11 protein-coding genes are annotated in these 18,385 nt (G+C 46.6%); 9 read left to right on the forward strand and 2 right to left on the reverse strand.

All coding sequences use genetic code 11. The features are described 5' to 3' along the window. Positions 1 to 52: 52 nt before the first annotated feature. Positions 53 to 277, reverse strand: coding sequence for an AAA family ATPase (locus RCO84_RS10580; RefSeq protein WP_317585045.1), 225 nt, complete (start codon positions 275 to 277; stop codon positions 53 to 55). Positions 278 to 683: 406 nt separating this feature from the next. Between RCO84_RS10580 and hflX the strand changes: the two genes are divergently transcribed. The 3 genes from hflX to RCO84_RS10595 are packed head-to-tail and all read left to right on the forward strand — an operon-like array spanning position 684 to position 5,518. Further along, positions 684 to 1,931: a GTPase HflX gene (gene hflX / locus RCO84_RS10585; RefSeq protein ID WP_022120421.1), complete on the forward strand. Its 1,248-nt coding sequence runs from the start codon at positions 684 to 686 to the stop codon at positions 1,929 to 1,931. Between the two features lie 28 nt (positions 1,932 to 1,959). Next, positions 1,960 to 3,816 (forward strand): DUF4954 family protein, encoded by a 1,857-nt coding sequence (locus RCO84_RS10590; protein WP_317585047.1) that lies wholly within the window; start codon positions 1,960 to 1,962, stop codon positions 3,814 to 3,816. A gap of 43 nt (positions 3,817 to 3,859) precedes the next feature. Further along, complete coding sequence (locus RCO84_RS10595) at positions 3,860 to 5,518, forward strand: fumarate hydratase (protein ID WP_317576297.1); 1,659 nt, start codon at positions 3,860 to 3,862, stop codon at positions 5,516 to 5,518. Positions 5,519 to 5,626: 108 nt separating this feature from the next. Here the strand turns inward: RCO84_RS10595 and RCO84_RS10600 are convergent, their stop codons facing one another. Further along, positions 5,627 to 8,290, reverse strand: coding sequence for a thiol protease/hemagglutinin PrtT (locus RCO84_RS10600; RefSeq protein WP_317585049.1), 2,664 nt, complete (start codon positions 8,288 to 8,290; stop codon positions 5,627 to 5,629). A gap of 233 nt (positions 8,291 to 8,523) precedes the next feature. On the opposite strand from RCO84_RS10600, the gene RCO84_RS10605 reads away from it, so the two are divergent. From RCO84_RS10605 to RCO84_RS10630, 6 genes are all read left to right on the forward strand, one after another. Further along, positions 8,524 to 9,810 (forward strand): hypothetical protein, encoded by a 1,287-nt coding sequence (locus RCO84_RS10605; RefSeq protein ID WP_317585050.1) that lies wholly within the window; start codon positions 8,524 to 8,526, stop codon positions 9,808 to 9,810. 13 nt (positions 9,811 to 9,823) lie between these two features. Beyond that, entirely contained in the window at positions 9,824 to 10,882 is a 1,059-nt protein-coding gene (locus RCO84_RS10610) for a YncE family protein (protein WP_317585051.1), read from the forward strand. A 532-nt stretch (positions 10,883 to 11,414) separates the two neighbouring features. Continuing rightward, positions 11,415 to 13,514, forward strand: coding sequence for a TonB-dependent receptor (locus RCO84_RS10615; RefSeq protein WP_287589312.1), 2,100 nt, complete (start codon positions 11,415 to 11,417; stop codon positions 13,512 to 13,514). A 208-nt stretch (positions 13,515 to 13,722) separates the two neighbouring features. Continuing rightward, entirely contained in the window at positions 13,723 to 15,162 is a 1,440-nt protein-coding gene (locus RCO84_RS10620; RefSeq protein ID WP_317585052.1) for a hypothetical protein, read from the forward strand. Positions 15,163 to 15,192: 30 nt separating this feature from the next. After that, complete coding sequence (locus RCO84_RS10625) at positions 15,193 to 15,846, forward strand: DUF4903 domain-containing protein (protein ID WP_317585054.1); 654 nt, start codon at positions 15,193 to 15,195, stop codon at positions 15,844 to 15,846. Positions 15,847 to 15,995: 149 nt separating this feature from the next. Further along, entirely contained in the window at positions 15,996 to 18,347 is a 2,352-nt protein-coding gene (locus tag RCO84_RS10630) for a TonB-dependent receptor (RefSeq protein WP_317585056.1), read from the forward strand. Positions 18,348 to 18,385: the final 38 nt, after the last annotated feature.

The raw sequence follows: 18,385 nt of genomic DNA on the forward strand, positions 1-18,385 counted from the left end.
TCAAAAAAGTTGAGAAAAAATGAAACAAAGCATATAGATACAGATAAGTTTATCACCCTTCCTTAATAATCCTGTCGCTAATAGTACGCTGGGTGCTATCATAAAACACATCCTCAGAATGCTCACTGAAATGGTAACCGTCATAATATTGGCGCAATTCCTCCAGACACTCCTCGTAAGATACCCCTAACGTCTTACCCAGAGCCTCAACTTCCGGCTCCATTACAGTGGTAAGCTCGGTTTTGCTGATACCACAGATGAGTGTAGCGTACAACAAAAATCGTTTCTGAATGAGAAGAAACCCAAAAGCCCCGACATCACGTCGAGGCCTTTGAAGTTTTTGAATGTTTCAGCAGTTTGTGTTTTTTATGTAGTTATGATTTGTTCGTTTTTGAAAATCAATTTCTTTTTCTGGGTGCAAAATTAAGACAAATATTGATATAAATCAAATAAATATCGATTTTTTATGCAAAAAACCACGTAAACGTTTACAATTTTTGTGCACCAAAAAGACCATTTGTGAGCTATTGTGGCTAAAATACAGCTGTGCATTTTGTGTCTTTTGAATATTTTCTGCCACATTAATAAAAAAGTTAAAATATTGATGCTATATTTTGTTTTCTCTGTATTTTACACTATCTTTGCACTATCTTTTCACATTATTATATATATAAAGAAAATAGATGAAAGAATTTGTAATATCAGAAGTCAAGGCGGAAACCGCTGTACTCGTGGGTCTGATTACCAAGACACAGGACGAAGCCAAGACAAAAGAATATCTCGACGAGTTGGAATTTCTTGCCGATACTGCGGGGGCTGTCACCGTAAAGCGATTCACGCAGAAGGTGGTTTCTCCTAACCAGACCACCTATGTGGGTAAGGGTAAACTCGAAGAAATCAAAGAATATATCAAAAACGAAGAAGAGGAAGATAGAGAAGTAGGTATGGTCATCTTTGATGATGAGCTTTCTGCCAAACAGATCCGTAACATCGAACAGGAACTGCAGGTGAAGATTCTGGACCGCACCTCACTCATCCTCGATATCTTCGCCATGCGTGCGCAAACCGCTGCGGCTAAAACCCAGGTAGAGTTGGCGCAATACCGCTATATGCTCCCTCGTCTGCAAAGACTCTGGACTCACCTGGAACGACAGGGCGGTGGTTCAGGATCTGGTGGCGGTAAGGGATCTGTTGGTCTGCGTGGACCGGGTGAGACCCAGCTCGAGATGGACCGCCGTATCATCCTCGGCAGAATGAGTCTCCTCAAAGAACGACTGGCAGAAATCGACAAGCAGAAGACTACACAGCGAAAAAACAGAGGCAGAATGGTACGCGTGGCACTGGTGGGCTATACCAACGTAGGTAAATCTACCATCATGAATCTGCTCAGCAAGAGCGAGGTGTTTGCAGAGAACAAACTCTTTGCCACCCTCGACACCACCGTACGCAAGGTGGTGGTAGACAACCTGCCGTTCCTCCTTGCCGATACCGTAGGATTCATCCGCAAATTGCCAACCGACCTGGTCGACTCATTCAAGAGTACCCTTGACGAGACACGCGAGGCCGACCTCCTTCTGCACGTAGTAGACATCTCACATCCCGACTTCGAAGAGCAGATTCAGGTAGTAGAGAATACGCTCAAGGAACTGGATTGCGCCGATAAGCCATCGATGATTATCTTCAACAAGATAGACAACTACTCATGGGTAGAAAAAGAGGAAGACGACCTCACACCGATGGAGAAAGAGAACATCCCGCTGGAAGACCTGAAGAAGACCTGGATGGCAAAACTCAATGAGGACTGCCTCTTCATCTCGGCAAAGAACAAGGAGAACATCGACGAATTCCGCGAGATACTCTACAAGAAAGTAAGAGAGTTGCACGTACAGAAGTATCCATACAACGACTTCCTGTACCAGGATTATGAGTAAGAATATAAATATCAATAACAAGTAAGTTATGAATGATTACAGACCTTTAACCACCGAGGAAATCGAGGTGCTTAAACATAACGACTGCTGGGCCGAAGACTGGACCTCAGTCAATGTATCAGAAGATTTCAAGCCCAACTTCATGCACCGCGTGATGCTCTATGGCGAAATAAACATCGGATCCTTCAACAAGAACGTGGAGGTGAGCCAGGGCTTCGTAAAGCATTCGGGCATCAACAATGCCACCTTGCGCAATGTAACCATAGGCGACGACTGTCTGATAGAAAACGTAGGCAATTTCATCAACAACTATACCATTGGCGATGATTGCTACATCTCAAACATCTCGACCATGGAAACCACCGAGGGAGCTACTTACGGCGAAGGAAATCTTGTGAGCGTACTCAACGAGGTGGGCGAAGGCAACGTAATCCTCTTCAGCGATCTGAACAGCCAGCTGGCAGCCTTCATGGTGAAGCATTTCCCTGACAAGGAAATGAAGGAGAAAATCCGCCAGCTCATCAAGGCCGACATCGACAACAAGATGCCGGAGAGAGGACAGATTGGCAACAATGTGAAGATTATCAATACCAAGGAGATTACCAACTGCGTAATCAATGATTACTGCGAAGTGAACGGTGCTTCCCGTCTGAGCGACTGTACGCTATTGGGCTCAGCTCATGGCAATGTATATATCGGCACAGGCGTTATTACAGAAAACAGCATCATCGCTGAAGGCGCCAGCGTCATCAACAGCGTAAAGATACAGGATTGCTTCGTAGGCGAAGCCTGCCAGCTGTCTAACGGCTTTACCGCATCAGCCTCCGTATTCTTCGCCAACTCCTATATGAGCAATGGCGAGGCTTGTGCAGCTTTCTGCGGTCCTTTCACCGCTTCTCATCATAAGAGCAGTCTGCTTATCGGAGGCATGTTCTCCTTCTATAACGCCGGTTCTGCCACCAACTTCAGCAACCATGCCTACAAGATGGGACCTATGCACTGGGGCATTCTGGAGCGCGGTTCCAAGACAGCCAGCGGTGCTTATCTCCTGATGCCAGCCACTCTGGGTTCCTTCTCAGTATGCTTCGGCAAGCTGATGCATCACCCTAACACCCGCAACCTGCCTTTCGCCTACCTCATTGCCGATGGCGACAAGATGTTCCTCATCCCGGGCAGAAACATCACTACCGTAGGTCTGTACCGCGACATCAAGAAATGGCCTAAGCGTGATCTCCGTGCTATGGAGAACCGCAAGAGCATCGTCAACTTCGACTGGCTTTCACCTTATTCTGTTGGCGAGATTCTGAAGGGTAAGAAGATTCTTGAAAACCTGCGCGAGGTAACGGGCGATAACGTTTCGCAGTATCTCTATCACGAATATATCATACCGGCTTCATCGCTCCACAAGGGCATCAAATATTATGATATCGCCCTCCGCATCTACATGGGTGCCGTATTGAAGCGTGTACTGAAGCGCGACCCAGCCATCACCCCTCCAGCCAGCCATGTCGGCGTGGGCGATTGGGATGATCTTTCGGGACTCCTACTCCCGGTTTCTGAAGAAGAAGGCATCGTTAGGGATGTGAAGGAAGGAACTATCGGGAATATAGAACAGTTGCTCGACCGGTTTGAAGAAATCAATGCCAACTATCGCGACTACCAGTGGGCATGGACCTACCAGATGATCTGCGATTACTACGGAATCTGTGACATCACACTCGAAGATGCCAACCGCATACACGAAGATTATATCAAGGCACGCCGCTCATGGATAGCAGAAATCCGAAAGGATGCTGAGAAAGAATTTGCCATGGGCGATGTGGAGGAAGAGGTTTTCCGCAACTTCGTCGACAGCCTCGACCAGGAAATAGAATACGAGAATTAATTAGACTTGAATATTTCAACAGTTTAAAATAACAAAAAACATTATGGCAAAAACTCCAGATTTTAAGTATGCTCCAATGTTCCAGATTGGAGAGGACAAGACAGAGTATCGCCTTATCTCTAAGGAAGGCGTAAGTACAGCAGAGTTCGAGGGTAAGACTATCCTCAAGGTTTCTAAGGAAGCTCTTACTTTGCTGGCACAGCAGGGTTTCCACGACGTAGAGTTCAAGCTCCGTCGTGAGCACAACCTCCAGGTAGCTAAGATTCTCAGCGACCCAGAGGCTTCAGAGAACGACAAGTACGTAGCACTCCAGTTCCTCCGCAATGCAGATACTGCCGTGAAGGGCATCCTCCCATTCTGCCAGGATACAGGTACAGCTATCATCCACGGTGAAAAGGGTCAGCGTGTATGGACCGACTTCGAGGATGAAGAGGCTTTGAGCCTGGGTGTATACAACACCTTTACACAGGACAACCTCCGTTATTCTCAGAACGCTCCTCTCAACATGTATGATGAGGTGAACACCCGTTGCAACCTTCCTGCTCAGATTGATATCGAGGCTACAGAGGGCGACGAGTACCGCTTCGTGATGGTAGCTAAGGGTGGTGGCTCTGCCAACAAGACCTACTTCTACCCAATGACCAAGGCTACTATCCAGAACGAGGGCACATTGCTCCCATTCCTCGTAGAGAAGATGAAGAGTCTGGGTACAGCAGCATGTCCTCCTTACCACATCGCCTTCGTTATCGGTGGTACTTCAGCTGAGAAGAACCTCCTCACCGTGAAGTTGGCTTCTATCAAGTACTACGATGAGTTGCCTACAACAGGTGATGAGACGGGTCGTGCTTTCCGTGACATCGACTTGGAGAACAAGCTCCTCAAAGAGGCTCACAAGATTGGCTTGGGTGCACAGTTCGGCGGTAAGTATCTCGCTCACGATATCCGCGTGATCCGTTTGCCACGTCATGGTGCAAGCTGCCCTATCGGTATGGGTGTAAGCTGCTCTGCCGACCGTAACATCAAGGCTAAGATCAACAAGGACGGTATCTGGTTGGAGAAGATGGATGAGAACCCAACAGAGTTGATTCCTGAGGAGCTCCGTAACCCAGGTGAGGGTACCAAGGGTATCGAGATTGACCTCGACAAGGGTATCGACGCAGTTCGTGCTGAGTTGAGCAAGTATCCTGTAAGCACCCGTGTTAACTTGAAGGGTACCATCATCGTGGCTCGTGACATCGCTCACGCTAAGCTCAAGGCTCGTCTGGATGCAGGCGAGGAGATGCCTGAGTACTTCAAGAACCACCCTATCCTCTATGCAGGACCAGCCAAGACTCCAGAGGGTTATCCATGTGGCTCTATGGGACCTACCACAGCCAACCGTATGGATCCATACGTAGATGAGTTCCAGGATCATGGCGCTAGCCTTGTAATGATTGCCAAGGGTAACCGTGGCGATGTTGTTACAGAGGCTTGCAAGAAGCATGGTGGTTTCTACCTCGGTACTATCGGTGGTGTAGCTGCCGTTCTCTCTAAGAGTTCTATCAAGAGCATCGAGTGCGTAGAGTACCCAGAGCTCGGTATGGAGGCTATCTGGAAGATTACCGTAGAGGACTTCCCTGCATTCATCCTCGTAGATGATAAGGGCAACGACTTCTTCAAGCAGTTGAAGCCTTGGACTCCTTGCAAGGAATGCCAGAAGTAAATGATACAGAAATCATGATATGAAAAAAGCTCAGGGCAGATAGCCCTGAGCTTTCTTTTTATACTTACATCGGATAACCTGTTCTGTTTCCGAAACAGGAACATCCGTTTAAAGCAGCAGTTTATATGTCTTGCTTTGCATACCGGTTTCTACCCGCAACAGATAAACGCCTTGTCTGATACCCTGTAAAGAGAGACTGACTGTTTTTCCATCCGTAGCAGATGCCTGTCTGAGCAGGTTTCCTCCCGCATGATACAGTTTAATCTTTCTCACGTCCTTGCCCGAAACCAAGAGTTGATGTCCCTCGCGACAGATCTCGGTTTCAGTATCAGAGATGGTAGCATTTTCTATTCCTGTAACTATATCCTGATAGAGAATAAGGATATCGCCCTTTCGCTTGAGAAAATAAGAAGGTTCCTGCGGATTCTTCAGTTCCACTTCCTTTCCTCCCATCTCGCCCATCACCCTGAGCAGATAGGTATGACCGTCGGCCCAAGGCAGATTACTCTTGCGCAGCCAGTAGCTGTAAAGCGGCACGTCGAAAGCTGATGAGACGCTTACATCATCACTGAGTCCATTTACCTCTATTTCTTCCTTTGTATCTACATCTTCAGAGATGAGGGAAACATGCCCCTCGTAACTGCGGTCTTCTGTCGTACGCAGCGAAACACCCATCTTGAAGAGAGATACCTTCGATACATCGACGCTTCCGGTTTCTATCTTCACGTTCGCATCATCAGCCAGAAAGACTTCAGCTTTTGCCATCAGCGGTTTCCCCTCTCCCTTTACCACCTCTATATAGGCTGCATCCTGGTCGTGGATACCGTTGACCGGACAATTCTGGGTTTCGGCTTCATCCGAAGTAATCTCCAGTTTCACCTGATAATATCCCGGAGCAAGCTGGGCAGGAACCGAAAGGAGAATCGGGATTTCGGTCTCGCTGAAACCATCTATTTCGGTCAGCTGGTCCACACGTGTACTCAGCACAACCTCCTGGTTCTCATCCAGCAGTTTCACTCTCAGGTAACAGTCGCGCGGCACACCATTGAGGTTCTTGATAGTGAAGAAGGCAAGTACCTTGCTGCCCTGTTCAGCTTTGCCGTCAAGTCTTGGCTGCCCCATCAGTTGGAAGCGGGCATCTTCCGAACAGATTTCAGAGATGCGGCCGGCACCGTCTTTCAGTTCCACCCCGATAACAGGTGCCTTCTTCATCGGCAGGAAATCATCCCATGAACCATCATCCTTCCGGGCTGCACATATAGCGATGATACGGTAATAGCCGTTTTCAAGACCGGCAAGACTGAGACTGATTTTCTGAGCCTGATGGATCAGATAATCAGTTCCCATCCATCCCTTCTGCTCTCCGCCATAAAGTCTTTCCGTAAAGCCTCCCTGCTGATGATCATCAGAATAAACCACCTGCTTGAGATTCCCTGCCTCATCATAAACAGCAACACCGATGTCACCCCTGAAAGGCTTGCCTCTGTTGACGAAGGAATTCATCTCGACAGTTACCGGCTGTGAAGGGTCGAATAACTTTCCCGACGCCTCTTTCAGGCTGAGAGAACCACCCTCGTTGAACATCAGCTGCGGCGAAGTTTCCAGCAGTCCGCGCTCTATTTCTGGATATTTCCCGTTGTTGGGATGAGCTAAGATGGCGGTAATGGCACGGTTAAAGGCAAGCGGTTTGCCCTGAAACTCACTTCCGGTCTGCGAAACATTGAGATTGGTGAGCGAATAATAGGCATCGCCCTGTCCCTCCCAACCGAAGTTCATGTGGAAGAGGCCGTTTTCATCGAAACCATCAGTTACCCAGGCATGACCGGAAGTCGAACCGGCTGGTCTGCCTTCCAGATAAACCGGACATCCGTTAAGCAGTTCCTGTCTCAGGATTTCTGCAAACCTCCCCGGTCCTTCTACAGCTTTCGTAACGTAGGCTGCCGAATAATCGAAATGCTTCTGCAGCGCCTGATAGGCAAAGACTCCCTGGGTTCCACTTGCGCTGGGCGTATATTGCATGAAAGAAGCCACACCCACATCGTTCATCAGTAAGGCTACGGCATCTATCTGTGCAGGAGTAGCCTGAACCGGATAGCGGTAGTCGGGCAACATGTTGGCCCAGTCGTAGTGCGACTGACTGAAATCCGCACTTTTCTTGGTCTGGTAGTAGGTTACCACATATTCGTTTTTTCCCTGTCCCTGAGTCGGCCACTGATGATAATACATCATCTGAGCCACAGCCGTAGCCACACAGCCGCTGTAATTATATCCCGTTTTAGCATTAAACGGATACGACTGTCCCCATTTGCTTTTCATCATCGGCGCTACGGTTTTAGAGTAAAGTCCGTTGCGTGTATGGCTTTGCACCTTCACCTTTCCTTCTTTCAGCACCTCAAAAGTCTGTCGGTATCCCGAAAGCAGCAGTTTTACGCAGGGATTGGCATTGAGCGTATCGAGACTACCTTCTTTGCTGTATCCCAGCACTTCACCCATCTGGTCATCACCTGATACGATAACGAATCCCCGTCCCCGCGCATCATTATATATATAATAAGGTGAACCGGTCTTATTTTTCCTGCTCTTCTCCTTTGCTTTCATACCGGTATCTTGCGGCAGAGTGACATATCTCTTAGCTATCTCCGCCGCCTTCAGCCAATTGATTTCCTCGGCACGAACAGTTTGCTTACTGGCTATCAGCAAGGCTATGAATCCCACCAACAGGAACCCGTTTTTCAGTCCCTTCCATTTTTTCCTTTCTTCTTTCTTTTTCATTTCTTCAGGTCTTTTATTTGATATTGAGTTAATTACGCCACCTTCTGGAAATATCAGATTAGCTACACTTTGCCATCATCCAGAAAGTTTTCTGCAAATATACAACTTTTCTTTGAAAAAAAAGAAATTTTTCCAAAATATAACAGCATGATTATTTGGACAAACCAATATTTATTCTTATCTTTGCACCCTATTTTTCATAGTAAGTATTTTAACAGAAAAAACTCAAAATGATGAAGCAGAAAAAACATCGAAAGATTCCGGCACTGGCTGCTGGAACCACACTCGTGGCAGCGATGACCCTGATGGCATCCTGCTCCACCGATTATGAAGACCAGATCGTGTACAACGACATTGAAAAACCATTCCAGGAAGATTTCAAAAAGGATACGGTGGTTTTCGAAAAGTTGCCGGCAGAACGGGCTAAACACATCCTGAATCTATCTGACCCATCAACTGAAATCGTAGACAAACCGGATTACACCTTCCAGACTGACAACCTCATCAATGTTAAGAAATCTACTGAGGATGAATCGCTCGTCATCACCAGTTGGTCGGCAAAACCAGTCTCCAACGTAACACTCGAGATGTATATCCCGGAAGTGGATGAATACATTCCGGTGGCATTCATTAAATCCATTCCCGCCTTCTCCCGCTTCTCCTTCAAGCCATCATTCGTTGGCAGACGGAATATCTGGAAAAAGAAAAACGGAAACTTCGTGAGTTTCACCTGCCCGTATCTCGACCTTAACAGGATGAAGACACGTCTCGTGAGCGATGATGAGCACTTCAAGATGCTCCAGAAGATTGACGCCAGATGGACCTGCAGTTTCTCCAACTACGGGTGGACTCCAGAGGTTGGAGAATCGTACAATTACCGTGAAATGAAACCTATCTACGCCCGCGAATGGGTGGTGATTGTCACCAACTATACCTATATGATGACCACTCCGGAATATAAGTATGTGATGGCAAACTTCAAGAAGGTGATGGGCGGCGATCTCTACGACAACAATAAAGTAACGTTCACTGCCGAGAAATACCAGAGCGAAATGGAAAGATTCAAGGCACAGAAAAAATTCGTGCTCGGACAGTCTAGTCCGAAATATGGTGGATTGGGCGGCGGCTACATCTGGACCATTTCCGACTGGAACTTCTATGGCCATTATGGTTCGTTCAGCGGATGGGAAGCAATCACCCACGAGCACATGCACTGCATGGACTATAGTCATGACAGCAATATGACGTATCCAGCCAAAACACCGGAAGGCGTCAACGTAGGATGGCCGGAATTTATCTGGCAGCTGCACATGTGGCTGAGCCATAAGGGCGATCTCCCTTATACCGACCGCAATCTGCTGGGCTTCCACAAAGATGAGAATGCTAAGTATCGCGACTGTGATATCAAAGATATCTTCAAGGATGATGCCAAACTACAGAAGACCATAGAGGATTTTTACAAAAAGAGCAGACTGGTGAAATATTTCACAGAGAACCCGATTAAAGATCATGCAAAATAAAGGAGGAAACTATATGAGAAAAAATATGATCATGATAGGAGCAGGAATAATGCTGGCTTTAGCTTCCTGCGATAAGACAGAAATACGTGAGATAACGGAAGACAGAGTGGTACCGCAACCGGTAGATACCATCAAGGTGGCAGATCATTTCTATCTGGACGGACATCTTTCCCGCACAGCCGAAGATTTAGGTGGCAGACCGCTGGATGCAGCCAACCTCTTTAACGATGGCGAAGAGTTGTATGTAGCAAATTTTGCAGGCAAGTGTGTCGATGTCTTCGATGCCGAAACGTTGGAATTCAAGCGCAGCATGAGCAACGGTGACCGCACGCTGGCACGCGATGTTTATGCTGAAGGCGACCATCTCTTTGTGGCTGCCGGCGAAAATCAGGAGGTACAGATCTTCGACAGGAAAACGGGCAAATATCTCAGCCGCCTGGGCACAGGTTCCTGGCCAGCCAGCATGATTTCGAAGGTGGGCTGTGTTTGCGCAACCCCTCGTCTTGTTTTCGTGCGCGACTCTAAGTATACCAACATCCGAGTCTTCGACCGCGAGGCGCTGAACCTGGGGGCAGCAAACAACAATAAGGTATTTGCCAAGCTCAGTACGGGTGGCGATTTCATTGGCAGCAGTAATGAGCCGCTGGGAGAATCCTACGATATGGAGGTGATTGGCGATTCGCTCTATGCCTTCATCCCTCGCACGGGAACCATCTATTCATGGAAAGTAGAAGACATCATCCAGCAAAAGGATTATGCCCCGCTCAAGGTTTCCCGTTCTCAGGAGTTCAAGCTACGTTCCATTTCAAAGACCGGTGACAAGGATAAGTTCTTCGTATCAATGTTGAAGGACGGCAAGATACAGTTGGCAGAATACAGTCTCGCCGATTTCCAGGCAAGAAACTTTGCCAATCCGTTGCGCTGTTTCACCGCCGATGACCGCGTCCTCCTTCCTTCGCAGACCATTATAGCCTACCAGAAGGAGAAACTGATACTCACCAATGGTGCAAAGTTAGACCGCTGGGATATCCGCAACAATCCGGCATACGAAATCAAGCCAAGACAGAAATAATCGTAGCGTTGCCTTATTTTTAAAATAAATGAGGAGGGTGTGTCATAAGTTTATGATTCACCCTCTTCTATTTGTTGAAAGAGATAGGATATGTTGCCGAAAGAGATAGGATATGTTGCTGGAAGAGATAGGATATGTTGCCGAAAGAGATAGGATATGTTGCTGGAAGAGACAGGATAAATTGTTGAGACAGTCAGTATCTTCGGTCGCACAACAGCTGTTGTGCGCTTGCATAACAGCTGATATGCGCATGCACAACACCTGTTGTGCATGCGGTAGTCAACTGTTATACACCAATCTATTATCCAGACTTATGACACATCCTCAAATTATTTCTGTATATATCTCCTATTCTGCAAATTATATAGAATGGTGAAAAACCCTCACTAACAAGGAAAATATTTCATAATTTTTAGGTATTGTACATTATTTAATAAATACGTACTTTTGCAGCCGGATTCAAGATAACATTTAATTATAAACATTTTAAAAGTTCAGAAAACAAATGAAGAATTTGACTTTTATCGTGCCGATGCTGACTATGACGGCTCTGTCTGCACAAGCTCAAAGCAGAATGGAAGACAGTACCATGCAGATTAAGGAAGTGGTAATCAGTACGACACGCATACCGGAGATCCGGTCCAATTCTGCTTCTACTGTAACCATTATCGGTCACCAGCAGATTGTAGAGATGAGCAAGATTGCTCCTGACATGTCCAAGATTCTCGGTCTTCTCACTCCCGGAATGGCACTTTCAAGCAACACCACGAGTTCGCGTTCTCAAAGTCTTCGGGGCCGCAGCGTGTTAGTGCTCATTGACGGAATTCCACAATCAACTCCACTCCGTGCTACAGACCGTGACATCCGCACTATCGACCCGGCTGCCGTAGACCATATAGAAGTAGTGAAAGGCTCTACAGCACTCTATGGCAACGGTGCTATCGGTGGTGTCATCAATATCATCACTAAGAAGAGCTTGACGGATAAGGCTTTCAATGGACAAACCGCCATATCCGGCTCAACCTATGATTTCTTCCGCAAGAGCAAAGGACAAGGCTATAGATTTAATCAGCAGTTCTATGGCCGTGTCCGTCAGTTTGATTATCTCGTCAATGGATCCTATGGTCGCACAGGAAGTAACGTAGATGGCGACGGACAGTATATCTCTCCAAGATATGGCCTTGGCGATACCCGTACAACCAATATCCTCACGAAGCTCGGCTATCAGTTTGACAGCAAGAACCGCTTAGAGTTTATGTACAACTACTATCGAAGCCTGCAAGACACGAAGCTGATTCCTCAGACTGGCAAGTATCTCGTCAGTCCAGCTGTGGGGGTGAAAGGAGACCGTGACCCTCAGGCCGTTGATGAAGGCACTCGCTATAACCATAATGGATACCTGAAGTTTACATCCAAGGATATCTTCGCTCATACCGATTTCGAGGCTTCTGCTTATGCTTCCAGCCTCTTCACCATCTACGATTTCCGTAAAGCTAACAAGAAACAGCCACGGTGGGAAGAGACAAGTGGGCAGTCAGCAGTCAAGGACCGGAAACTTGGCATTCGTGCCCAGTTCGACACACGACTTGTCTTCTCCGACAATGTTTTTACGAACATTCTCTATGGCTATGATTTCTTAAAGGACAAGACCGCCCAACCGCTTATCGACGGGAGGCTGTGGGTGCCATGGCTGACAAGCTACAACCATGCGCCTTTCGTTCAGACCAAGACAACACTCTGGCAGTGGCTCAACGTTAAGGTGGGCGGACGTTATGACTTCATCCGTGTGAAAGTGCCTGATTACCAGGTGCTGCGTAACAGACTTTCCGATCCTGTAGTGGACGTTAAAGGTGGCAACCTCGACTATGACAACTTCTCGTTCAACGCCGGTATCTCTTTCAACAAGTACAAGGTCTTCCAGCCATTCATAGCGTTCTCTCAGGGATTTTCCATCTTTGACCTCGGTCGTACGCTGCGTGCTGCCAAGGCTGATGTGCTCTCGAAGATCTCAACGGAACCTGTAAAGACCGATAACTACGAGGTGGGTGCATACTCCAATATCTCCAACTGGCTACAGCTGAATGCTTCTTTCTTCTACACCTACTCAAAACTGGGTAGTGACCTGGTGATAGAAAATGGGTTCTGGGTCGTCAACCGGAAGCCGCAGAAGGTGTATGGTGTTGAACTCAGTGCCGACGCACGTCTGTTAAGCAACCTCAAATCCGGTGTAAACTTCACATGGATGGAAGGCAAGGTGAAGAGTGACGAGGGTAAATGGGATGCTTACATGTCGAATATCTCTATCCCCGCTCCGAAACTCGCACTGTATATTAATTATGAGCCGCTGCGCAACACGTATGTCAACCTGCAGTACGTTCACACAGGTAAGCGTGATCGCTTCTCCACTAACGAGAAAGGTAACTACAATGAAGGCGAGGGCATCGTTAAGCGCATCAACCTGGTTAATATGACTGCTGGCTATAAACTCCAAAATTGGGATTTCAGTCTTGGCATCAGCAACCTGCTAAACAACACTTATTACACGCCGGCCTCAATGATGATGGCGCGTGATGCTGAATATGCGCATGGCGACGGCCGTAACGTCACATTTACTGTCAGCTATCGTTACTAATCTTTACACACCGTTAAGAGGGCGGACATCCACATGGTGTTCTGCCCTCTAATATTTTTAAAGTTTTTGTTACGGATGTCTTTCAATGAGGATGACGTATTTCATTATTTTTAGGTATTGCACATTATTTAATAAATATGTACCTTTGCAGCCTGATTCAAGACAATATTTAATTTTAATTATAAACACTTTAAAAGTTTAGAAAACAATGAAGATTTTTAAGAATTTCATAGGTCTCGCTGCCCTGGCACTCTGCCTCGGTTTCGCTTCTTGCAGCAGTGACGACGATGCACCTTCTTATAGCAATGTGGCTGTAAGCAACTCAGAGTTGATGACTATCCTCAAAGCTAAGGGATACCAGTTTGATGAAAATGGCAAAATGCTCCTTGACGACAAAGCCAACAGCACCACATCTCTCGACCTTTCAGGCACAAAGGTTGATACCGCTGCCTTGAAGGAACTTTCTGTTTTTCCTAATTTGAAGGAGTTGAAGCTTAGCAACAATGGCTATGGTCCAGTTTTCCATATCGCTTCACTTCCTTCACAGATTACAGGTCTTGACTTGCAAGGCAATGACATCTATGACTTCGACGGCTTGGTAACAGCCAAGGTTGAGAATGACGAGGTGAAAGCTACTATCCTTCATGAGTTTACAAAACTTTATCTCCCTGCTTCTTGCAAGTATAATGTAGAGGACTTGATGCCTTTCTACACCCAGAATGAGGCAGAGAATAAGACTATTGACATGCAAATGGTAAATGATAAGGGTTCTTTGGAGAAGTATAATACTTTGAGAGAGATTCCTGATACTTACTTTGCTGCTTATTTGAAGATGAACTTTAGTTCGGTTTTCACTTCTGACGGAAAGTTGGACATCAGCAAACCTCTCGGTCTTGAAGACAGAGGACGCAATATTTTCTTGCAGTGGGACACACAATATGCAGATGTTGAAAAAATTGCTTCTATCGAAGGAATAGAATATTTTGTGAACAATCCTTTTTATCCGTCTTTTTATGTTTTCATAGATGTTCAGTCAAGCACTGGACAAACTAAGCAATTTGAATGTCACAGATTATCTCCAAGACAAAATGTCAAAGGCTTGGTCGTAGAAAAGACAAATTTTATTGGAGGACTAGATTTGAGCGACGCAACTGCTCTTTCTTCTTTAGGAATCAGTAACAACCCTTCAGTAACATCATTGGATTTGACAAATACAGCTTTTCTTAATCAGGAAATAAAGGATTTTGATGCAACCATGTCAAACTTGTTAGATTGCAGAGATTGTAAGAATCTTGAGGAAATAAAAATCAACCTCAATAATAAAAAGGTTACATCTCAAATTATTTTGGCAAACTTGCCTAAATTAAAGGCTATTAATTTACAAAGTATTGAAGCAATAGGCGATTTGGCTCTTTGTCAATTACCAAACTGTGAAATTATTTATCCAATTAATTTAATTGCATATTATCGTAGTTCTAACAACAAGTTGTACGATTTTGAATCCAATCCACGCAGAAAGGTTTCTTTCACTGTGTCACAAGATGTTTTAGACAAAGAAAGTACAAAGAACTTTGTCCAGACCTACTCTGCTCACTTGGAGAATGACAATAGTTCATTTTCGGAATACAATCCAGTTGAATGGAAGTAATTTTAGTAATAATTTAAAATTTTAATAATTATGTTTAAGAAAGCAAACTTCAAGAAAAACATCGCCTGCCTATCTTTGCTTTTTTTCGCTGTTTTTGCTTTTTGTTCTTGTTCTTCTGATGAAGAAATCACTAACTCTGATGCAAATTCTGAACTTGTGAAAGAGGCAACGAACTATCTCAATGGTGAGATTGTTCTTAGTACCAATGCAACGATGAATGGCGTGAACAAGACCCTTTTACCAGAGGGATGTCCTACAAAGTTTAAGTTTGAATGGAGTAAGACAGACGCACAAACTTTCAACATTTCTTTGCTTGACTTCACGGTCGGAAACATGGGAATGATTATCAATTTTAAGTGTGATGTCAAGTGCATGGTGCTCAACTCTTGGGAGCAGAAAGAATATACAGGTGATGGTTGGATAAAGTTTAAGGGTGAAGACGGTTCTGTATGGGGTACAGATACTGATGGTTCTGCTTCAAGTGCAAAAGGCAGTAGTGTACAAGGCTATTACAATGCCAAAACTCACCAAATTCAGTTCATCGTAAACTATAACATGATGAACGTTCGTTCCGAATGTTTTAAGCAGACTATTGACAAGTCACGTCTCGCAACATTTGATGCCGACAAGGCAAAGTACGAGGAAGACTTGAAAGCGTATAAAAAGGAGCACGGAATCAAATAAGAGACTGTAGCTTATATATAAAAGGAAAGAGGGATATGCCCAGACATGTCTCTCTTTCTTTTTGCAAGTAAAAAATGGAGGGAAGAGAAACAAGCCATAGCGAGGCTGAAATCGTGTAAGGATTTGGAAAAAATAGAATGACGATATAAATGAAGACAATTAGAAATGTAATGCTCATCGGCTTGCTGCTGATACTCGCCCTTCCTGTCGCTGCACAGCGAAAGGTGAAGTTCGGTATCTTCGACAAAGCCACTGAGCAGCCAATCATCGGCGCAGTCATCACCTACGCCGACAATGAGAAATTGAAATCGCCACAGCGTGTTGTTACCAACATGGATGGTGAGGCTACCATCTCGGTGCCTCAGAGTGACAAGTGTTATTACCAGGTGGTATCCGTGGGCTATAACCCTCTGAAGGGAACCATCGGAAGCGTCAGCTCCCTCAAGCTCTTCATGACAGAAGACGTGATGAAGGTGAACGAGGTGGTGGTTACAGGTTCCCGTACCGCGCGACCAATCAAGCTGTCGCCAGTGAGCACGCAGGTGATCGGCGGTAAGGAACTGGTAGATGCAGGCTATGCCGACCTGACCAAGGCCCTGCAACAGGAGACACCGGGTATGAACATCCAGAAGGTGGGTTTCGGCAACGAAATCTCCATGCAGGGCTTGGATGCCCGCCACGTGCTCTTCCTGCAGGATGGTGAGCGATTGACGGGCGACATGGCGGGCAACCTCGACTATGAGCGTTTCAACCTCCATGCCATCGACCGCATCGAAATCGTGAAGGGTGCCAGCAGTACCCTCTACGGAAGCCGTGCGTCGGGTGCCGTCATCAACCTCATCACCAAGAAAACTACCAAGCCTATCGATATTCAGGCTGGTGTACGCTGGGGACAGATGAACGAAACCAACTACAAGAATCCAGAAAAAAAGGATTTCCTGTATATGTTTGAGAAGAACGCTGACCGCCCGAACCTGCAGAGCTGGGTATCGGCAGGATTCAATGCAGGCAAGGTGACCTCGCAGACCGACGTGTGGTATTCTTCGAGCGATGCCTTCTACATGTATCAGGCGGAGAACGACAAGAAGGTCTATACCCAAGAGGCGAACCCTTGGCTCGACCACGACGTGACCATTACCAGCGTGGCTTCCCGTCCGCCAATGGGCATCGAGGGCACGGAGCATATCTCGGTATCGCAGAAGGTATTCTACGACCCTTTCAAGAACCTGGAGATTCTTGCCTACGGTAGTGCGTTCTATATGAATACCTACGACCTCATTCAGGACATGACCTTCAGTCAGGCGCGTGACTGGACGGCTGGAACCAAGATAAAGTACTCCTTCAAGGATTGGTTCAAGATTACCGCCTCCCTTCATGGCGACTTCTACGACCGCTTCAAGCGCCACGAGCGTATCGACGAGCGTACCAAAGTGTATAAGAGCCGTATCTTCCAGCCTCGCCTCTCCATCACCTCGCAGAAGTTCGAGGGCCACGACCTCATCCTCGGCATCGAGCACCTGAGCGATGACCTGACGAGCGACCGATTCAACGGCGATGCCTCCCACATCATGCGCACCCGTTCATTAAAAGAGACGGAGGCTTTTCTGCAGGACGAGTGGACGATGAACGACCACTGGATGGTTTCGGCAGGTGTGAGAACCAACTTCAGCCGTGCCTTCGGACTGATGGCGATGCCTAAGATTGCCTTCAAGTGGAGTCCGTCGGATCACTGGGCATGGAGAGCCAACTACTCGATGGGCTACCGTTCGCCAAGTATCAAGGAACTGTTCTTCAACTGGGACCACCTCGGCATGTTCATGATTAAGGGTAACGAGGACCTGAAGCCTGAGAAGAACAACTACGTGAGCCTGGGCACAGAGTACTCGAACGACAACTTCTTCATCTCGGGCAATGTGTATGGCAACTTCTTCCGCAAAAAGATTGAGGGTGTATGGCGCATCTACGACATGCAGTACAATTTCGAATATACTAATCTGTCGAAGCAGAACCTCATCGGACTGGAGACCATCATGCGCTGGCACTTCCTCAACCACTTCACGATGAATGCCACCTACAGCTACGTGAACGTGAGCAAGACGGATGGCATCCAGGTGAACACCACTTCGCCTCATGCTGCCACAGCGAGCCTCGACTATAAGTACAACAAGAAGAACTACCGACTGGGCGCCACCTTCTCGGCAAGCTACATGGGTGAGAAGAAATTCGATGTGCAGGACCGACTCTCTGTAAACGGTGAGAGCCACGATGCCTACTTCCGCTGCCAGTTGCCACAGTATGTATTGTGCAACCTGTCGGTGATTCAGACCTTCTATAATAAGGTAAAGGTAACGGTGGGTGTGGATAACATCTTTAATTATGTGCCAAAGACCTTAGGTTCGGGCATCACCATGTTTAACGTGCCAGCCACGGCAGGAGCCAAGGCGCATGTGCAGGTGGAAGTGTTGGTAGATGAATTGGTAAAAGCATTCCGAAAGAAGTGAAGAGTGAAGAACGAAGAGTGAAGAATTCAATAGCTTTT

It is taken from the genome of Segatella copri, assembly GCF_949820605.1.
GTDB lineage: Bacteria > Bacteroidota > Bacteroidia > Bacteroidales > Bacteroidaceae > Prevotella.

What these genes read in the sequence shown, in the direction of transcription:
- RCO84_RS10605 (WP_317585050.1), top strand. Translation starts at nt 8,524, where the DNA reads ATGAAGCAGAAAAAACATCGAAAGATTCCGGCACTGGCTGCTGGAACC.
- RCO84_RS10600 (WP_317585049.1), bottom strand. Translation starts at nt 8,290, where the DNA reads ATGAAAAAGAAAGAAGAAAGGAAAAAATGGAAGGGACTGAAAAACGGG.
- hflX (WP_022120421.1), top strand. Translation starts at nt 684, where the DNA reads ATGAAAGAATTTGTAATATCAGAAGTCAAGGCGGAAACCGCTGTACTC.
- RCO84_RS10620 (WP_317585052.1), top strand. Translation starts at nt 13,723, where the DNA reads ATGAAGATTTTTAAGAATTTCATAGGTCTCGCTGCCCTGGCACTCTGC.
- RCO84_RS10590 (WP_317585047.1), top strand. Translation starts at nt 1,960, where the DNA reads ATGAATGATTACAGACCTTTAACCACCGAGGAAATCGAGGTGCTTAAA.
- RCO84_RS10615 (WP_287589312.1), top strand. Translation starts at nt 11,415, where the DNA reads ATGCTGACTATGACGGCTCTGTCTGCACAAGCTCAAAGCAGAATGGAA.
- RCO84_RS10625 (WP_317585054.1), top strand. Translation starts at nt 15,193, where the DNA reads ATGTTTAAGAAAGCAAACTTCAAGAAAAACATCGCCTGCCTATCTTTG.
- RCO84_RS10595 (WP_317576297.1), top strand. Translation starts at nt 3,860, where the DNA reads ATGGCAAAAACTCCAGATTTTAAGTATGCTCCAATGTTCCAGATTGGA.
- RCO84_RS10610 (WP_317585051.1), top strand. Translation starts at nt 9,824, where the DNA reads ATGAGAAAAAATATGATCATGATAGGAGCAGGAATAATGCTGGCTTTA.
- RCO84_RS10630 (WP_317585056.1), top strand. Translation starts at nt 15,996, where the DNA reads ATGAAGACAATTAGAAATGTAATGCTCATCGGCTTGCTGCTGATACTC.